This is a genomic window from Limibacillus sp. (assembly GCA_037379885.1).
GTDB lineage: Bacteria > Pseudomonadota > Alphaproteobacteria > Kiloniellales > CECT-8803 > JARRJC01.
The window spans coordinates 17,195-33,383 of record JARRJC010000033.1 but is presented as its reverse complement, the minus strand read 5'-3'; the positions used below and the strand labels follow the sequence as shown (position 1 = coordinate 33,383).

Here is a 16,189-nt window from a genome sequence, read left to right as displayed (position 1 = left end):
TCGGTCGAGGTTGCGTAGGAGATCCGGAAATAGGGCGAAAGGCCGAAGGCTTCGCCCTGCACGGCGGCGACGCCCACGGACTCCAGCAGATAGGTCACGAAGTCGCCGTCGGAGGAAAGGGTCTTGCCCTCCGGGGTCTTCTTGCCGATCACCCCCGCGCAGGAGGGATAGACGTAAAAGGCGCCCTCGGGCTTCAAGCAGGTGAGGCCGGGGCAGTCGTTCAGCATCTTCACGACCATGTCGCGGCGGCTCTTGAAGAGCTTGTTGTTCTCCGGGATGAAGTCCTGCGGACCGTTCAGCGCCTCAACCGCCGCCGCCTGACTGATCGAGGAGGGGTTGGAGGTGGACTGCGACTGGATCTTCGCCATGGCCTTGATCAGGGGCTGCGGGCCGCCCGCGTAGCCGATGCGCCAGCCGGTCATGGCGTAGGCCTTGGAGACGCCGTTGACGGTCAGCGTGCGGTCATAGAGCGCGGGCTCCACTTCCGCCGGGGTGCAGAACACGAAGTTGTCGTAGACCAGATGCTCGTACATGTCGTCGGTCATGACCCAGACGTGCTCGTGCTTCTTCAAGACGTCGGTCAGCGCCTTCATCTCGTCGCGGGTGTAGGCGGCGCCCGTCGGGTTGGAGGGCGAGTTCATGATCAGCCACTTGGTCTTGGGCGTGATCGCCGCCTCCAGGTCCTTGGGCTGCAGCTTGAAGCCATGCTTTTCCGAGCAGGGCACCGCGACCGGCTCACCGCCCGCCAGCAGCACCATGTCGGGATAGGAAACCCAGAAGGGCGCCGGGATCAGCACCTCGTCGCCCTCGTCCAGCGTCGCCATCAGGGCGTTGTAGAGCACCTGCTTGCCGCCGGTGCCCACGGTGATCTGGGCGCGGCTGTAGTCCAGGTTGTTCTCGCGCTTGAACTTGGCCGCGATGGCGTCCTTCAGTTCGGGAATGCCGTCCACGGCGGTGTACTTGGTCTTGCCGGCCTTGATGGCGGCGATCGCGGCGTCCTTCACGTTGTCGGGCGTATCGAAGTCGGGCTCGCCCGCCCCCAGGCCGATCACGTCGCGGCCCTCGGCCTTCAACTCGGCGGCCTTCGTGGTGACGGCGATGGTCGGCGAGGGTTTGATGCGCTCAAGGCGCGACGCGAGGATCGACATGATTCTGGTCCTTAATGCTGAAAAGGCTTGGCAGTGGCGCTGCCTGTCGTTGAAAGCTAACCAAGCCCCCAGGGCCTAGCAACCGCCTTTCGCCGCCGCTGCCCCAAGTTTGCCCCAAAGAGTCCCGCTATCGCCACGCTTCCGGCAGCCAAAGGCCGGATTGCCGGGCTTTTCTCGACCCTGCCGCCAAGGCTTATCGCATCAACCGGCAGGGGAGCTGAAGACGATGCACAACCTTACAGTCACGACACCCGCCTTCGGGCTGCTCGCCCGGCGGGGCCTCTTCGAGCGCTACAGCCTCATCACGCGCTTCTTGACCCTTTTCGGGCTTTTGCTCTTGCTGCTGGTCGTCCTGCTGCTGGACCCGGGCGGTCTCGCGGCCAGGGCCAGCGAGACCGCGCCGCCCTCGGGCCTCTTCTTCCACGGCGATGACCCCTCGCAGGGCTATGCGGCCCCGCTGCTGAACAGCGACGTGGTGATCGACCTGGAAGGGCCGATCGCCCGCGTGAAGGTGCGCCAGACCTTCGAGAACCCCAGCGATCAATGGCTGGAGGGCGTCTACGTCTTTCCGCTGCCCGAAGGCTCGGCGGTGGACCGTCTGACGCTCCTGGTCGGCGAACGCCGCATCGAAGGCAAGATCCTGCCCAAGGAGGAGGCCCAGCGGGTCTATGAACAGGCCGCCGCCGAGGGCCGCAAGGCAAGCCTGCTCTCCGCCGAGCGCGCCAACGTCTTCGCCACCGCCGTCGCCAACATCGCACCGGGCGAGAAGATCGCCGTGGAGATCGGCTATCAGGACCGCGCCGACTATTCCGACGGGACCTACAGCTACCGCTTCCCGATGGTCGTGGCCCCGCGCTACACGCCCGGCGGCTCCGGCAGCCCAGGTCTGGTGGCCGTTCCCGTTCAGCCGCGCGAGGGCGACCTCTTCGGGCCGGTCAGCCGGGACGACAGCCCTGCGGGCAACAGCCTCAGCCTCCTGGTGCGCCTCAACGCCGGCCTGCCGCTGGCCAATGTCGAGAGCCTCTATCACGATGCGCTGATCGATAGCGATGGAGAGGGACGGCGGGTCATCACGCTCGCCGCCGGCAGCGTGCCGCCGAACAAGGACTTCGTGCTGACCTGGCGCCCGCTACCCTCGGCCCAGCCGCAGACCGCGCTCTTCGCGGAGGAACTGAACGGCGACCTCTACCTGAACGCCGACATCCTGCCGCCCCTGCTGCCGAATCCGGGCCGCAGCGAGCTGCCGCGCGACATGATCCTGATCGTGGACACCTCCGGCTCCATGTCCGGCCCCTCCATCGTGCAGGCGCGGGCCGCGCTACACGCGGCGCTGGACCGGCTGGCGCCGCAGGACCGCTTCAACCTGATCCGCTTTTCCAGCGATTTCGGCCAGCTCTGGCGCTCTGCTCAGCCCGCCACGCCCGAGAACCTGAGCTTCGCCCGCCGCGCGGTCGATTCCCTGGAAGCCGAGGGCGGCACCGAGATGCGCCCGGCCCTGCAGGCGGCGCTGCGCGACCGCCCGGCGCGCGGACGCCTGCGTCAGATCGTCTTCATCACCGACGGCGCGGTCAGCAACGAGGCCGAGCTCTTCCGGGTGATCGCCGAACGCCTGGGGGACAACCGCCTCTTCACCGTCGGCATCGGCGCAGCGCCCAACGGCTACTTCATGCGCAAGGCCGCCGAGGCGGGCCGCGGCTCCTTCACCTGGATCGGCAAGGTCGAGGAGGTGGAGACGCAGATGACCGCTCTGCTCGACCGTCTGGCGCGCCCGGCGATGACCGACCTGGCCCTCTCTCTGCCGCAAGAGCTGGCCGACGGCCTGGAGCACTACCCCGCCGTCCTACCCGATCTCTATTCGGGTCAGCCCCTGCGCGTCACGCTGAGGCTGCCGGGCAAGAGCCTTGCGGATCTGGAGGGAACCTTCCGGCTCTCGGGCCGCTACGGCGCGGAGGACTGGCAGGCCGAGGTCCCGCTGTCGGACCTGCGCAGCGGCAAGGGCATCGCCACCCTCTGGGCCCGCGACAAGGTCACCGACATCCTGGACAGCGCCTACAGCGGCAAGGGTCCGGCCGATCACCAAGCGATTCGCAGCGCCGCGACGGAGGTCGCGCTCGCCTTCCAGCTGGTGACGCCCTTCACCTCCCTGGTCGCGGTGGACGAGAGCGAGATCGCCCGGCCGGACGACGAGGGCCTCGTGAGCGGTGAGATCGAGCGTCCGCTGCCCGAGGGCATGGACCCCAACAAGGTGTTCGGCGCCGACCCCTCGCTGATCGAGCAGGACGCGAAAGCCGCCCCTGCCACGCCTGCCGCCGCGCCCTCTCTGGACCGCGCGGCCTTCGAAAAGCTGGCCATGGAGCCGGTCGCGCTTCCCGCCGCCGCGCGCTCAGCCGCCCAGCAGACCCTGGGCCTGCCGCAGACCGCCAGCCCGGCGCTGCTGCAAGCCCTCGCAGGCTTTCTCCTGATCGCCGCTTCCGGGGTCATGCTCCTGTTGCTCCGCCGCCGGAGCGCCGTAGCAGGGGAAGCCTGAGGATGAACCCGCCGCGGCCTCCGGCCCTTGCGCAGCCGCTCTCCCCGCGGCGGGTTCTCCTCGGCGTCACCGCCGCCCTGTTGCTGGGCCTCGGCGTCTGGCAGCTGGGCGGCGCTGGCTGGCTGACGGCCAAGGCCTGGCTGTCTCAGGTCTTGATCGCCCAAGCCTGGGGCGATGTGGTGAAGGGCGGCGAGGCCCGCCCGCCCTGGCCCTGGGCCGACACGCATCCGGTCGCCAAGCTGGAGGCGCCTGCGCTGGGCGTCACCCGCTACGTTCTGGCCGACACCGGCGGCACCTCGCTTGCTTTCGGACCCGGATTGATCCCCGGCAGCGCCAAACCGGGGAGCGCCGAGCGAGGCGGGCAGGGCCACAGCGTCATCGCCGGGCACCGCGACAGCCACTTCGCCTTTCTGGAGGACCTGGAGGCCGGGCAGCCGCTGATCCTTCAAGGGCCGGACGGAAGGGCGCTTCACTATCGGGTAAAGGACGGGCGCGTGGTGGATCTGCGCGAAGGCGCCTTCACCTTCGATCCCACGCGCCGGGCCGTCACGCTTGTCACCTGCTGGCCCTTCGGCGCGCTCGACCCGGCCACACCCTACCGCTATCTCGTCACGGCAGAGGCAATCGACTGAGGCGATCGACTGAGGCGATTGACTAAGGCGATCGACTAAAGCGGCGTTTCCTTTCGGCCCCCGGCTGCCTACATTTAGGGCCATGCAGGAAAGCGCCCTCATCCAGACCGACTTGACCCCCGCCACCATCGAGCGCTCGGACTCCCAGCCGCTGAAGGTGGTCTCCAACTACGAGCCCGCGGGCGATCAGCCGACCGCGATCAAGGAGCTGACCGGGGGCCTGAACCAAGGCGAGCGCGATCAGGTGCTGCTGGGCGTCACCGGGTCGGGCAAGACCTTCACCATGGCCCAGACCATCTCGATCCTGAACCGCCCGACCCTGATCCTGGCGCCCAACAAGACCCTGGCCGCCCAGCTCTACGCGGAGATGAAGGGCTTCTTCCCGGAAAACGCGGTGGAGTACTTCGTTTCCTACTACGACTACTACCAGCCGGAGGCCTACGTCCCCCGCTCGGACACCTATATCGAGAAGGAATCCTCGATCAACGAGCAGATCGACCGCATGCGCCACTCGGCGACGCGCGCGCTGTTCGAGCGCAAGGACGTGGTGATCGTGGCCTCGGTCTCCTGCATCTATGGCATCGGCTCGCCGGAGACCTACTCCAAGATGGTGGTCGACCTGAAGGCCGGGCAGACCATCGAACCCAAGCAGATCATGAAGGCTCTGGTCGAGCTTCAGTACAAGCGCAACGACATCAACTTCGCGCGCGGCTCCTTCCGGGTGCGGGGCGACACGCTGGAGATCTTCCCGGCCCACTACGAGGACCGCGCCTGGCGGCTTTCCTTCTTCGGCGACGAGATCGAGGCGATCCACGAGTTCGATCCCCTGACCGGTGAGAAGAGCGACCTTCTGGAGAAGATCCGGGTCTACGCCAACAGCCACTACGTGACGCCGCGCCCGACGCTTCAGCAGGCATCCAAGCTGATCAAGGAGGAGTTGAAGCAGCGGCTCGAAGAACTGCGCAGCGCCGGCAGGCTGCTGGAGGCCGAGCGCCTGGAGCAGCGCACCAGCTTCGATCTTGAGATGATCGAGGCGACCGGCTCCTGCGCGGGGATCGAGAACTACTCCCGCTTCCTGACCGGCCGGGCGCCGGGCGAACCGCCGCCGACCCTCTTTGAGTACCTGCCCGAGGACGCGCTGCTCTTCGTCGACGAGAGTCACGTCACAATCGGCCAGTTGAACGGCATGTATCGGGGCGACTACGCGCGCAAGTCGACCCTGGCCGAGTACGGCTTCCGCCTGCCCTCCTGCATCGACAACCGCCCGCTAAAGTTCGAGGAGTGGGAGGCCATGCGCCCCCAGACGATCTACGTCTCCGCGACGCCGGGGAAGTGGGAGATGGCGCAGACCGGCGGCGTCTTCACCGAGCAGGTGATCCGCCCGACCGGCCTGATCGACCCGGTCTGCGAGGTGCGCCCGACCGAGACCCAGGTGGACGACGTGATCGCCGAGTGCCGCGACACGGTCGCCAAGGGCTACCGGGTGCTGGTCACCACGCTGACCAAGCGCATGGCCGAGGACCTGACCGAGTACATGCACGAGGCGGGCCTGAAGGTGCGCTACATCCACTCCGACGTGGACACGCTGGAGCGCATCGAGATCATCCGCGACCTGCGGCTGGGCGTCTTCGACGTGCTGGTGGGCATCAACCTGCTGCGCGAGGGGCTGGACATTCCCGAGTGTGGTCTGGTGGCCATCCTGGACGCGGACAAGGAGGGTTACCTGCGCTCCACAACCTCGCTCATCCAGACCATCGGCCGGGCGGCGCGCAACGTGGACGGGCGCGTGATCCTCTATGCCGACGTCATGACGGACAGCCTGACGGCGGCCCTTGATGAGACCGAACGCCGGCGCGAGAAGCAAAAGGCCTTCAACGCCGAGCACGGCATCACGCCGGAGACCATCCGCAAGGAAATCTCCAACATCCTGCAATCGGTCTACGAGAAGGATCACCTGACGGTCGAGACCGGCGCGGAGGCGGGCAGCCTCGTCGGCCACAACCTCAAGGTCCATATCGAGGACCTGGAAAAGCGCATGCGCGAGGCCGCGTCGAACCTGGAGTTCGAAGAGGCGGCCCGACTGCGGGACGAGATCAAGCGCCTGGAGAACGAGGAGCTGGGCGTCGCGGAATCACGCGGCAACTTCAGCTTCGCCGACCGCGTCGCCAAGGCCGAGGCCCGCGCCAAGTCCCAAGGGAGAGGCAAAGGCGGCGCCTCGGGCAAGCCAAAGGGCCGCAAGCGCCGCTGAAGCCACCAGAGCGCCTTGCAGGCTGCCGTTCACCCGCGTATGCAACGGCTACGAATCGCCGTATGGTTTTCCGGAAAATCAACTCAAGATAAAAGCGCCAACTCCGGGAGACCTTTCGCGACAATGGCCTCGCTCACCAGCGAAGAGACCGAACGCCCGCCCGGCCTGCCGGACCGGCCAGGCGTTTTCGATCGTCTAGGGCCGCGCCTGGCGGTCCTGCTGGCGGTCGCCCTCGTGGTGTTTCTCAGGGTGCCCGAAATTCTGCTGGAAGGCCGGTTCTGGGCCGAGGGCGGCACGGTCTACTTCCAGGCCGCCGTCCATAATCCTTGGGCGGAGACCTTCTTCGGCCCCTTCGGCGGCTACTACAGCCTGTTGAACCGGCTGGGGGCCGAGGCCGCCACCTGGGTGCCTCTGGAGGCCGCGCCGCTGGTCACCGGATACCTCTCTTTTGCGGCCTTGCTGCTTCCCTCCCTCATGATCCTCTTCCTGCCCAACAGGCTTGGGATCCTTGGGTGGAGGCGCTGTCTTCTGGGGGCGTTGATCGCGTTCCCGACCATGGGTGCGGAGGTCTGGCTGAATCTGGTGAACAACCAGTTCTGGCTGGGCGTGGCGGCGGGCTTGGTGCTGATGATCGACACCCGCGAACGCTGGACGATTTGGTTCCTCGCGCCTGTGCTGGTGATCGCGGTGCTGACGGGGCCGGTTGCGACCTTCCTGTTGCCCTTCTTCCTGCTGATGGCCGTGATCGAGAAAGACCGGACCTTCATCCGACTGACCCTGATCGTCTGCGCCGGCGCTCTTCTCCAAGGCTTTTTGATGTTCGACACCATCTCCGGCGACCACCCGCGCACGGGGCTGGCGCAGCTCCCCGCCCAAGTCTTCGCCGGACAGATGAAGCTCTTCCTATACCCCTTCCTCGCAGAGCACGCTGCGGCGGTTTTCGATGCAGCTAAAAGGGCCGACATCGCGCTTCTCGGTGCGGCGCTTGCGGCTTCGCTTGCGATCGCGGCCTTCTGCTTCTGGCACGCCTTGTCGCTTCCACGGCCCCAAGGCCTGTTGTTGTTCGCAAGCATCTTTGTGGTCAGCGGCCTAAGTCTCGTGGGGTCCATTGGGTTCCCCCTGGATGACTGGAGCGTCTTTTTGCATGTCATCTCCGGCGGGCGCTACTTCCTCTACGGCAATCTGATCCTGCTCGTCCTGCTCATGGCGCCCAGCCTGGGCAAAGGGTCCAGGGTGAAGAACCTGGCGGCGCTGGTTCTGGTCGCCCTCTTCATCAACAGCGCGCAGTGGAGCTACTTTCATGCACGCTGGGCAGGTCCCTCCTGGCCGGACGAGGTCGAGGCCTGGCGTCAGGACCCGGAGCGGCCTATCCGCATCTGGCCGAAAGGCTGGGTGCTGGAACTGGACCCCGAAAAGGTCCGCTAAAGCGTCAGCCAGCCCTCGAACACCGGGACGGCGCCGCCGCCGACATGGGTGGCCACCACCGTGCCGTTCTTCTTGTCCGCTTCGGCCAGCAAGAGGCTTGGTCGCCCCATCTCGATCCCCTGGCCGATGCGATAGTGAAAGCTTCCCTCTTTCGCCATCTCCTGACTGGCGTTGACGCCGGCCAGGACCACCGCCGCGGAGCCGGTGGCCGGGTCCTCGATCTGCGCCAGGCCGCGCGACAGCATCCGTGTCCTGACGTCATGGCCGCCGCTGTCCGGTTCCCGGCAGTAGAGCGAGATGCCCAAGGGGAAGTCCTCGATCCCCTCCGCCGCGTCCAGATTGGGCTTCAACGCGCCCAGCGCCTGGAGGGACGTCAGCTCGGCGACCAGGAAGACCGCGCCGCAACTCGCGACCAGGGGCGGATGCCGCTCCGTCAGGACATCCTTCTCCGGCAGGCCGACGAGTTCCGCCACCAGGGCCGGATCCTGCTCGCCCTGCACCGTGAAGTCCTGGGGCGAGGTGAGGCGCGCGGCACCCCCCGCCGCCGTGATCTCGACCGTCAGCGGCACCAGCCCCGCGACCTCCTCGAAGCGGGCCTTAAGCCCGCCCCCGGACCCAACCCTCAAGCGCCCCTGCAAGGCCAGGGCGACGGCGGTTCCGACGTTGGGGTGGCCCGCGAACGGCATCTCGTAGGTCGGCGTGAAGATACGCACCTGGGCGTCGTTCTCCAGGCTGTCCGGACGGCAGACGAAGGTCGTCTCCGAATAGCCGAACTCGCGCGCGATGGTCAGCATCTGCTCGCTCGTCAGGCCGTCGGCGTCAAACACCACGGCGAGCGGGTTGCCGCCGAAACGCTGATCGGTGAATACGTCGAGCGTCATGTAGGGAAGCCGCATGGCCGTTCGTTTCCTTCTTGCTGGGAGAGCTCAGAGCGGCAGGCTGATGCGCACGCGCAAGCCCCCGCCGGGCGCATCCTCCAGCCGCAGTTCGCCGCCCAGGCCGCGCACGGCGTCCCGGGCGATGGTAAGGCCGAGGCCCGTGCCGCCGGTCTCGGGGTTGCGCGAGGAGTCGAGCCTGAAGAAGGGCTTGAAGACATCTTCGCGCTGATCGGCGGGCACGCCCGGTCCGTCGTCGTCGATGGTGACCAGGGCGCGTCGCTCCTGCTCGGCCACGCGCACCATGATGTTGTCGCCATGGCGCAGCGCGTTGCCAATGACGTTCTGCAGGCAGCGGCGCAGGGAGTTCCGCCTGAGCGGCAGCGTGATCTCCTCCTCGATGTGCAGATCGACGGTCTTGCCGTCCTTCGCGGCGGCCTCGCGGCGCGCCTGTTCGACCACCTCCGTGACCAGCTTGCCCAGCGGCGTGGCGCGCACGCTTTCGCCGCCCTCGCCGCGCGCGAAGGCCAGATAGCCCTCGATCATGCGCTCCATCTCCAGGGTGTCCGACTTCAACTCTTCCACCTCCGGCCCGTCGCCCATCAGCGCGAGACTGAGCTTCATGCGGGTGAGCGGCGTGCGCAGGTCATGGCTGACCCCGGCCAGCATCTCGGTGCGCTGGCGGATCTGCCGCTTGATACGCTCGCGCATCTGGATGAAGGCGCCGGCGGCCTGGCGAACCTCGGTCGCGCCTTCCGGCTTGAAGCCCGGCGTGTCGCGGCCCTTGCCGAAGCGCTCGGCGGCAGCGGCAAGGCGGCGGATCGGGCGCACCTGATTGCGCAGCACCTGATTGCGCATGAAGACCATGGCGACGGCGAAGAGCACGATGGAGGAGCCCACCATCCAGCCGACGAAGATCGCAGAGGAGGAACTGAAAAGCCTGTGCCGCGCGATCTGTACCCGCAGCACGCCGTCCAGCATCTGGACGTAGACCACCACGTCGCGCGCGACCTCTTCGGTGTTCATGGTGAAGTTGAAGGTGACGCGCTGGCGCAGCGCCTGGCGCATCTTGTCGGTCAGGTAGGAATTGCGCGGCACGTTGTCCGGCGGCAGCGTCTCGTGCTCGCGGAAGGAAAGATCGAAATTGAAGAAGCTTTCGTGCAGCTCCATCGTCTCCGCGCGCTCGTCGGCCCCTTCGCTGCGCAGCATCTGCTCGGTGATCAAGGCCACCTCGCTGGCGAGCGCGCGCGCCAGATTGTCAGTGATGTGGTCGTAGTGGCGGTCGTAGAAGATCGCCGCGGTGATGATCTGCACCAGGATCAGGGGCGAGACCATGATCAGCATGGCGCGCCCCATGAGGCTGCGCGGCAGATAGCGCTTCAGGACCGGCGCGATGCCGAAGGGGTCGCGCCAATCGATCTTCCGCAAGAGGCGGCGCAGCGGCGAAAGGGCGCCGCCCGTCTCCGCTTGGGTCCCGGCGGCGTCCTCGTCGGCCTGCTTGGCCCGGGTCTGGTCGCTCACGCTGGTCATGCCGCTCCGCTCTGCTGGAGGGACCTCTCACTTATCGGGAGGCCACCCTTCAATCCGGCATCAGGATATAGCCTATGCCCCGCGCCGTCTGTAGGTAGCGCGGATATTTGGGATTCTCCTCGATCTTCTTGCGCAGCCGCGTGATCTGAACGTCGACGGTGCGAACGCTGGCGCTGGCGCCCGTCTTCTCGCCCAGCCGGTCCCGGCTGACCGCCACGCCGGCCTGTTCGGCCAAGGCCTTCAGAAGGGTCGCCTCCGCCGAGGTCAGGTAGACGTGCTTTTCTCCGCGGCGCAACTCTGAACGCGCGAGATCGAAGCTGAACTCGCCGAAGGTCACTTCTCCCGGCGGCTGGGTTTCAGCCACGGCGGCCAGACGCCGCAGGACCGCCTTGATGCGCAGGACCAGCTCGCGCGGCTCGAAGGGCTTGGAGAGATAGTCGTCGGCGCCGTGCTCCAGCCCCTCGATGCGGTCCGCCACGTCGTCGCGGGCGGTCAAGAGCAGGATCGGCACCTCGCTGACCTCGCGCAGGCTGCTGGTGAGGGCGAGACCGTCCTCGCCGGGCATCATGATGTCCAGGACCAGAAGGTCGAAGGCGAGCGAGCGCAGCTTGGCGCGCGCCTCCTCCGCGTTGGCCGCCGTGGTGACGCGGAAGCCCTGCTCGCTCAGGTACTTCTTCAGGAGGTCGCGCAGGCGGGTGTCGTCGTCGACCACCAGTATGTGCGGTTGTTCCTCCTGCATCGCGGCGCTCAGTCGAGAAAGCGCCGGTTCTGCTCGTCGATGATCCCGAGCAGAACACGCTTGAAGCCGGCCACCGCCTCCGGGCCCGCCTCCCGATAGGCGCGGGCGATGCGCGCCATCTGCCGCTCCGTCAGGTCGCGCTCCAGGGAGCGGCCCTTCTCTGTCAGCGTCAGGAGGCGGCGGCGGCGGTCCTCGCTGTCCTGGCGCTGCACCACGAAGCCCTCGTCCACCAGTTGGCTGAGCACGCGGGAGAGGGACTGCTTGGTGATCGCCAGGATGCGCAGCAGATCGCTGACCGTGATCCCCGGATTGCGCCCGACGAAATAGATCACCCGGTGGTGCGCCCGCCCGAAGTTGTAGCGCGCAAGGACCCGGTCCGGCTCGCCGGTGAAATCGCGGTAGGCGAAAAACAGAAGCTCGATCGCCTCGCGCAGTTCCTGCTCGCGCAGGAAAAGTGGATTGGGTCCGGTTTTTACGTCAGCCATGTTGACATATTTTCTTCGCGATGTTACTTACAAGCTCAAGCTATCGAAAGAAAGTAACAAACTTGCCCTCGGTAGCGACAGTATCGTAGCCATTTGCCCTTTTGGGCCTTTAGGCTGCAGCGAGGAAACGACAGCGTCCCCCGCCTGGTTAGAACGCTAGCCGAGGGACCCCATGAAGGAAAGAGGCGACAAGCCATGGCGATGCTACCTTTCGACGACCGCGACGGCGTGATCTGGCAGAACGGGCAAATGGTTCCCTGGCGCGAGGCCAAGGTCCACGTCCTCACCCACGGCCTCCACTACGCCTCTTGCGTTTTCGAGGGCGAGCGCGTCTACAACGGCCGCGTCTTCAAGATGAACGAGCACCACCAGAGACTGCACGAATCAGCGCGGGTCCTGGGCTTTCAGATTCCCTACTCGGTCGAGCAGATCAACGAGGCGACCGAGGCGCTGCTGAAGGAGAACGGCATCTCCGAGGGCTATGTGCGCCCCGTCGCCTGGCGCGGCAGCGAGATGATGGCTGTCTCCGCCCAGCACAACAAGATCCACCTCGCGATCGCGGCCTGGGAGTGGCCCGCCTACTTCTCGCCGGAAGCCCGCCTCAAGGGCATCCGCATGAAGACCTCCAGCTGGAAGCGGCCCGCGCCGGACACCGCGCCCACCAAATCGAAGGCCGCCGGTCTCTACATGATCTGCACCCTCTCCAAGCACCAGGCGGAGGCCGAGGGCTACAACGACGCCCTGATGCTGGACTACCGCGGGCGCATCGCAGAGGCGACCGGCGCCAACATCTTCCTGGTTCAGGACGGCAAGCTGCACACGCCCACGCCCGACTGCTTCCTGGACGGCATCACCCGCCGCACGGTGATCGCGCTCGCCAAGGAGAAGGGCTACGAGGTGATCGAGCGGGCCATCATGCCCGAGGAACTGGCCAAGACGCAGGAGGTCTTCCTGACCGGCACCGCCGTCGAAGTCACCCCCGTGGCGCAAATCGACGACATGAGCTTCACGCCGGGCGAGATCACCAAGGACCTGCTGACGGCCTACGACGAACTGGTCCGCCGGCCCAACGACTTGACCGCCTCGACCTCCGCCAGCGCTGCTTGATGCCCATCGGCATCGCGCCAACGCGAAAAGAAAAGGGCCCGGCAAAGCGCCGGGCCCTTTTTCTTCGTGCCGTCAAGCTCGGCGTCAGCCGATGTTGAGGCCCTTCAGCATCAGGGGGTTCACCTGGCTGGGAGTGGTGAGCGCGACCTTGCAGATCGCCTCACGGGCGACGCGCACGGTCAAAGCGCGAAACAGCTTCATCATGGACATCTTTCCGGTCTCCTCTATCGAGTGCTCCATGACCGATTAAGTAAGCCGCCGCCTAGGGAGCGACAATTGCGATCCTTGCAGGGCTCGCCTGCGCGCCTTGCAGGATGCTGCGCTGCAACAAAAAGGGCCGGGAGCGCGAAGCCCCGGCCCATTTTCTTGTCGGCTTCAAGCCGTCGCTGAAATCAGCGCGGCTCGCTCGCCAGGCCCTTGATGATGGCGTAGCAGCCCAGCAAGAGCACGATAGTGAAGGGCAGGCCCGTTGTCACCGCCATGGCTTGCAAGGCGCCGAGACCCCCGCCCAGCAGCAGGGCGATGGCCACCAACCCTTCGAACACGCACCAGAAGACCCGCTGCGGCAGAGGCGCATCGACCTTGCCGCCGGCGGTAATGGTGTCGATCACCAGCGAACCGGAGTCCGAGGAGGTGACGAAGAACACGATCACCAGCACGATGCCGATGAACGAGGTCACCATGGCCAGGGGCAGCTGCTCCAGCATCACGAAGAGCTTCAGCTCAAGCGCGGCGTCGGCCACGCCCTGATACCCGTCCTGGACGATCTGAGTGATGGCAGTGCCGCCGAAAGCGGTCATCCAGAGCACACAGACGAGCGAGGGGATCAAGAGCACGCAGATGATGAACTCACGCACAGAGCGGCCCCTGCTGACACGGGCGATGAACATGCCCACGAAGGGTGACCAGGAAATCCACCAGGCCCAGTAGAAGGAGGTCCAGCCCTGACTGAAGTTGGCGTCGGAACGGCCTACCGGATTGGAGAGCGGCAATAGGTACTCGCCGTAAGCCAACAGGTTCTCGAAGAACCCGCTCACAATCGCGATGGTCGGCCCCACGGCCACGACGAAACCCAGAAGCAGGAAGGCCAAAACCATGTTGATTTCCGACAGGCGCTTCACCCCGGCGTCCATTCCCGCCACCACGGAGAGAAGGGCCACCGCGGTGATGGCGGCGATCAGGAACACCTTGGAGCCGTCAGAGACCGGAAACCCAAAGAGAAACTCCAAACCCGCGTTGGCCTGCTCCGCGCCGTAGCCTAGCGAGGTCGCGAGACCGAACAGCGTGGCGAAGACCGCGAGGGTGTCGATGATGTGCCCCGGCCAGCCCCAAACCTTCTCGCCGAACACCGGGTAGAGAACCGAACGCATGGTCAGCGGCAGGCCCTTGTTGTAGCTGAAGAGCGCGAGAGACAGCGCCACGATGGCGTAGATCGCCCAAGGGTGCAGACCCCAGTGGAAGATCGTCGCCGCCATGCCGAGCCGGCGGGCCGCATCGGCATCGCCGGCCGCACCGCTGAGTGGAGCCCAGCTGTCTGGCGAGCCCGCCCCCTCGGAGAAGGAGGAGGTGAAGTGTGAAATAGGTTCCGAAACGCCAAAGAACATGAGGCCGATGCCCATGCCCGCCGCGAATAGCATGGCAAACCATCCGGGATAAGAGTAGTCCGGCGTTGCTTCCTTACCGCCCAACCGTACCTTGCCGAGCGGCGAGACAATCAGGAAGAGGCAGAGGAGCACAAAGATGTTGGCCGACCCGATGAAGAACCAATCCAGGGTCGAGGTCGTCCAACTGCGCATGGAATTGAACAACGGTTCCACATCGTTCTGGAACGCCAGCGTCAAAACGACGAAGGCGACGATCACCAGACCGGAGATCAAGAAGACGGGGTTGTGGATGTCGAGGCCGAAAGGCCCGACACTTGTCGTGATGTTGTCCTGACCGATCTCGTAGTCGGTGTCGATCATATTGGCTGCCCCATCCGGGGTCAGATCCGATTGATCACTCATGAGAGTATCTCCTGCAGCTATTCAGGCTTTTCGTTACCGGTAGTCTCAGCGCACAACCAAGACGGAGATTGCGGCGTGTGAGGCGAGGTAACCCGCGTTCGATGCGAAGATGTGCTCTGGAAGGCCGGGCTGGTGAGATCCCATGACCGCGAGGTCGATACCCAGTTCGCCGGCCGCCTTCATAAGGGTATCGTCCAGGTCCACCGCAGGGTCGTGGCTGCTGTAGGCCTGGGCCTTGATCTCAATACCCTGCTTCTCGCTTTCCTGCTTTGCGAAGGCGGCAAGTTTTTCAGCGTATTCTGAAGGATTATGGGCGACCGGGCCCGGCATGCTGGTCGTTACGCCCACGCAGTAGAGATCGGCTGCATAATGTTTTGCCAGATCCGCTGCCACAGATAACGCACGTTCCAGATGCTCCAGGTGGGTCAAATCCACCGGGACCATGATGTTCTTGAACATTTACCTTCCCCTTGTTCGTTCCAAAAATCCGCGGGGCTCTTACTTCCCTGCACCCACCCTATTCATGGGCGATGCGGGGCCCCTCGTTCATCGGTTTTATTCCAGCGCCTTTGCCGGTGCTGGCCGGGCTCCCCCCCTTAGTCCATCGGCAGGAATTGAACCGAAAGGACAGGTCCTCAAGGGATGGCAATTCACACCACCCAGCTCCAAAAGCCTATGGGCCTTTGACGAAAACAGTGTCGCACGTCAGGTGCAATCTTGTCGAATTGCGACAGAGTCGTCGCTCCAACGCGGGTTTGGCGCCCCTCACCAGCTGGGGCAGCGCTGCAAGGTAAGGCGATAATTGGTGGGGCTGTCGACCCGCGCCTGCCGTTCGTTCATAAGGCTGCGAAGCTTCTCGACTTCGGGCTCCACCAGGGCCTGAACCTCCGCCAGGAGCTCCTCGGTCTTGGCTTGCGGGTCTTCGGTCCAGACCGGGGCGCTGGGGTGTGGCAGCCGGGCGCGCGCCAGCAGGTCGGCAAAGCGCGGGCGGTAGTAATCGAAGGTGTTGCGCGCCACGCGCTCATGCTCGGCCTCGTGCTGCCGGATGGCTTGATCGTTGCAGCCGTTCGGCCGGTGCTCACTGGCCACGAAGATGGTTGGCGCGGCGTAGGTGATCTCCAGCTCCACGCTTTCCAGCCAGAAGCAGTAGCCCTCGCCCTTCGGCATTGCCGCCGGCTGGATGCGGTAGGAGAGCCCTAGCCCATGGCTGTGCAGACCGTGCACTTGCCTTCCGGCGCCTTGCCCCATGCGTGCGGTCAGGTCGGCCTTGGAAAGGCTGCGGTCGATCTTCGCCTCCTCGAAGGTCAGGGTGACCTCGATCGCGTGGCTGCGGGTCGGCTGAGAAAAGCAAAGCGGCGCTGCGTCGACTTGGCTAGGGGCCAGGAGCCCGGCTGCGAGAAGCCAGGCGGCGGCGGTCAGGACTAAGCCTCTTGCGGTCGTGAAGCGTCTCGCTGGTCTGCGCGCCAT

At 65.7% G+C, this 16,189-nt stretch carries 13 protein-coding genes and 1 pseudogene; 5 read left to right on the top strand and 9 right to left on the bottom strand.

From position 1 onward, the window contains the following. Nucleotides 1–1,148 (bottom strand): pyridoxal phosphate-dependent aminotransferase (locus tag P8X75_10825; protein MEJ1995686.1); only part of this gene is annotated, 1,148 nt, incomplete at its 3' end. 226 nt (nucleotides 1,149–1,374) lie between these two features. Between P8X75_10825 and P8X75_10820 the strand changes: the two genes are divergently transcribed. The 4 genes and pseudogenes from P8X75_10820 to P8X75_10805 all read left to right on the top strand — a co-directional run bounded on the left by P8X75_10820 (nucleotide 1,375) and on the right by P8X75_10805 (nucleotide 7,980). Next, complete coding sequence (locus P8X75_10820) at nucleotides 1,375–3,675, top strand: marine proteobacterial sortase target protein (GenBank protein MEJ1995685.1); 2,301 nt, start codon at nucleotides 1,375–1,377, stop codon at nucleotides 3,673–3,675. A 2-nt stretch (nucleotides 3,676–3,677) separates the two neighbouring features. Next, nucleotides 3,678–4,307 (top strand): class GN sortase, encoded by a 630-nt coding sequence (locus tag P8X75_10815; GenBank protein ID MEJ1995684.1) that lies wholly within the window; start codon nucleotides 3,678–3,680, stop codon nucleotides 4,305–4,307. A gap of 118 nt (nucleotides 4,308–4,425) precedes the next feature. Continuing rightward, nucleotides 4,426–6,555, top strand: a pseudogene (uvrB, locus tag P8X75_10810) (excinuclease ABC subunit UvrB). 123 nt (nucleotides 6,556–6,678) lie between these two features. Next, complete coding sequence (locus P8X75_10805; protein ID MEJ1995683.1) at nucleotides 6,679–7,980, top strand: hypothetical protein; 1,302 nt, start codon at nucleotides 6,679–6,681, stop codon at nucleotides 7,978–7,980. Here the strand turns inward: P8X75_10805 and P8X75_10800 are convergent. The 4 genes from P8X75_10800 to P8X75_10785 are packed head-to-tail and all read right to left on the bottom strand — an operon-like array spanning nucleotide 7,977 to nucleotide 11,609. Further along, a complete protein-coding gene (locus P8X75_10800; protein MEJ1995682.1) occupies nucleotides 7,977–8,876 on the bottom strand; it encodes a PhzF family phenazine biosynthesis protein in 900 nt (299 codons plus the stop codon). The two genes, P8X75_10805 and P8X75_10800, sit on opposite strands and share 4 nt — an antisense overlap. Before the next feature lie 30 nt (nucleotides 8,877–8,906). Then, a complete protein-coding gene (locus P8X75_10795; GenBank protein MEJ1995681.1) occupies nucleotides 8,907–10,385 on the bottom strand; it encodes an ATP-binding protein in 1,479 nt (492 codons plus the stop codon). 49 nt (nucleotides 10,386–10,434) lie between these two features. Then, nucleotides 10,435–11,124: a response regulator gene (locus P8X75_10790; GenBank protein MEJ1995680.1), complete on the bottom strand. Its 690-nt coding sequence runs from the start codon at nucleotides 11,122–11,124 to the stop codon at nucleotides 10,435–10,437. Between the two features lie 8 nt (nucleotides 11,125–11,132). Beyond that, nucleotides 11,133–11,609, bottom strand: coding sequence for a MarR family transcriptional regulator (locus tag P8X75_10785; protein ID MEJ1995679.1), 477 nt, complete (start codon nucleotides 11,607–11,609; stop codon nucleotides 11,133–11,135). A gap of 195 nt (nucleotides 11,610–11,804) precedes the next feature. Between P8X75_10785 and P8X75_10780 the strand changes: the two genes are divergently transcribed. After that, nucleotides 11,805–12,716 carry a branched-chain amino acid aminotransferase gene (locus P8X75_10780; GenBank protein MEJ1995678.1) on the top strand — a complete coding sequence of 304 codons (912 nt, stop codon included), beginning with the start codon at nucleotides 11,805–11,807 and terminating at the stop codon, nucleotides 12,714–12,716. A gap of 84 nt (nucleotides 12,717–12,800) precedes the next feature. On the opposite strand, the gene P8X75_10775 is transcribed toward P8X75_10780, so the two are convergent. The 4 genes from P8X75_10775 to P8X75_10760 form a co-directional block, all read right to left on the bottom strand. Further along, a complete protein-coding gene (locus P8X75_10775) occupies nucleotides 12,801–12,926 on the bottom strand; it encodes a hypothetical protein (protein ID MEJ1995677.1) in 126 nt (41 codons plus the stop codon). A 182-nt stretch (nucleotides 12,927–13,108) separates the two neighbouring features. Then, complete coding sequence (locus tag P8X75_10770; GenBank protein ID MEJ1995676.1) at nucleotides 13,109–14,722, bottom strand: BCCT family transporter; 1,614 nt, start codon at nucleotides 14,720–14,722, stop codon at nucleotides 13,109–13,111. Between the two features lie 45 nt (nucleotides 14,723–14,767). Further along, nucleotides 14,768–15,181, bottom strand: coding sequence for a universal stress protein (locus tag P8X75_10765; protein MEJ1995675.1), 414 nt, complete (start codon nucleotides 15,179–15,181; stop codon nucleotides 14,768–14,770). A gap of 306 nt (nucleotides 15,182–15,487) precedes the next feature. After that, entirely contained in the window at nucleotides 15,488–16,189 is a 702-nt protein-coding gene (locus P8X75_10760) for a hypothetical protein (protein ID MEJ1995674.1), read from the bottom strand.

Excerpts from the sequence above, each read along its gene's own strand:
- P8X75_10820 (MEJ1995685.1), top strand. The coding sequence starts at position 1,375 with ATGCACAACCTTACAGTCACGACACCCGCCTTCGGGCTGCTCGCCCGG.
- P8X75_10815 (MEJ1995684.1), top strand. The coding sequence starts at position 3,678 with ATGAACCCGCCGCGGCCTCCGGCCCTTGCGCAGCCGCTCTCCCCGCGG.
- P8X75_10805 (MEJ1995683.1), top strand. The coding sequence starts at position 6,679 with ATGGCCTCGCTCACCAGCGAAGAGACCGAACGCCCGCCCGGCCTGCCG.
- P8X75_10800 (MEJ1995682.1), bottom strand. The coding sequence starts at position 8,876 with ATGCGGCTTCCCTACATGACGCTCGACGTATTCACCGATCAGCGTTTC.
- P8X75_10795 (MEJ1995681.1), bottom strand. The coding sequence starts at position 10,385 with ATGACCAGCGTGAGCGACCAGACCCGGGCCAAGCAGGCCGACGAGGAC.
- P8X75_10790 (MEJ1995680.1), bottom strand. The coding sequence starts at position 11,124 with ATGCAGGAGGAACAACCGCACATACTGGTGGTCGACGACGACACCCGC.
- P8X75_10785 (MEJ1995679.1), bottom strand. The coding sequence starts at position 11,609 with ATGGCTGACGTAAAAACCGGACCCAATCCACTTTTCCTGCGCGAGCAG.
- P8X75_10780 (MEJ1995678.1), top strand. The coding sequence starts at position 11,805 with ATGGCGATGCTACCTTTCGACGACCGCGACGGCGTGATCTGGCAGAAC.
- P8X75_10775 (MEJ1995677.1), bottom strand. The coding sequence starts at position 12,926 with ATGTCCATGATGAAGCTGTTTCGCGCTTTGACCGTGCGCGTCGCCCGT.
- P8X75_10770 (MEJ1995676.1), bottom strand. The coding sequence starts at position 14,722 with ATGAGTGATCAATCGGATCTGACCCCGGATGGGGCAGCCAATATGATC.
- P8X75_10765 (MEJ1995675.1), bottom strand. The coding sequence starts at position 15,181 with ATGTTCAAGAACATCATGGTCCCGGTGGATTTGACCCACCTGGAGCAT.
- P8X75_10760 (MEJ1995674.1), bottom strand. The coding sequence starts at position 16,189 with ATGGCGCGCAGACCAGCGAGACGCTTCACGACCGCAAGAGGCTTAGTC.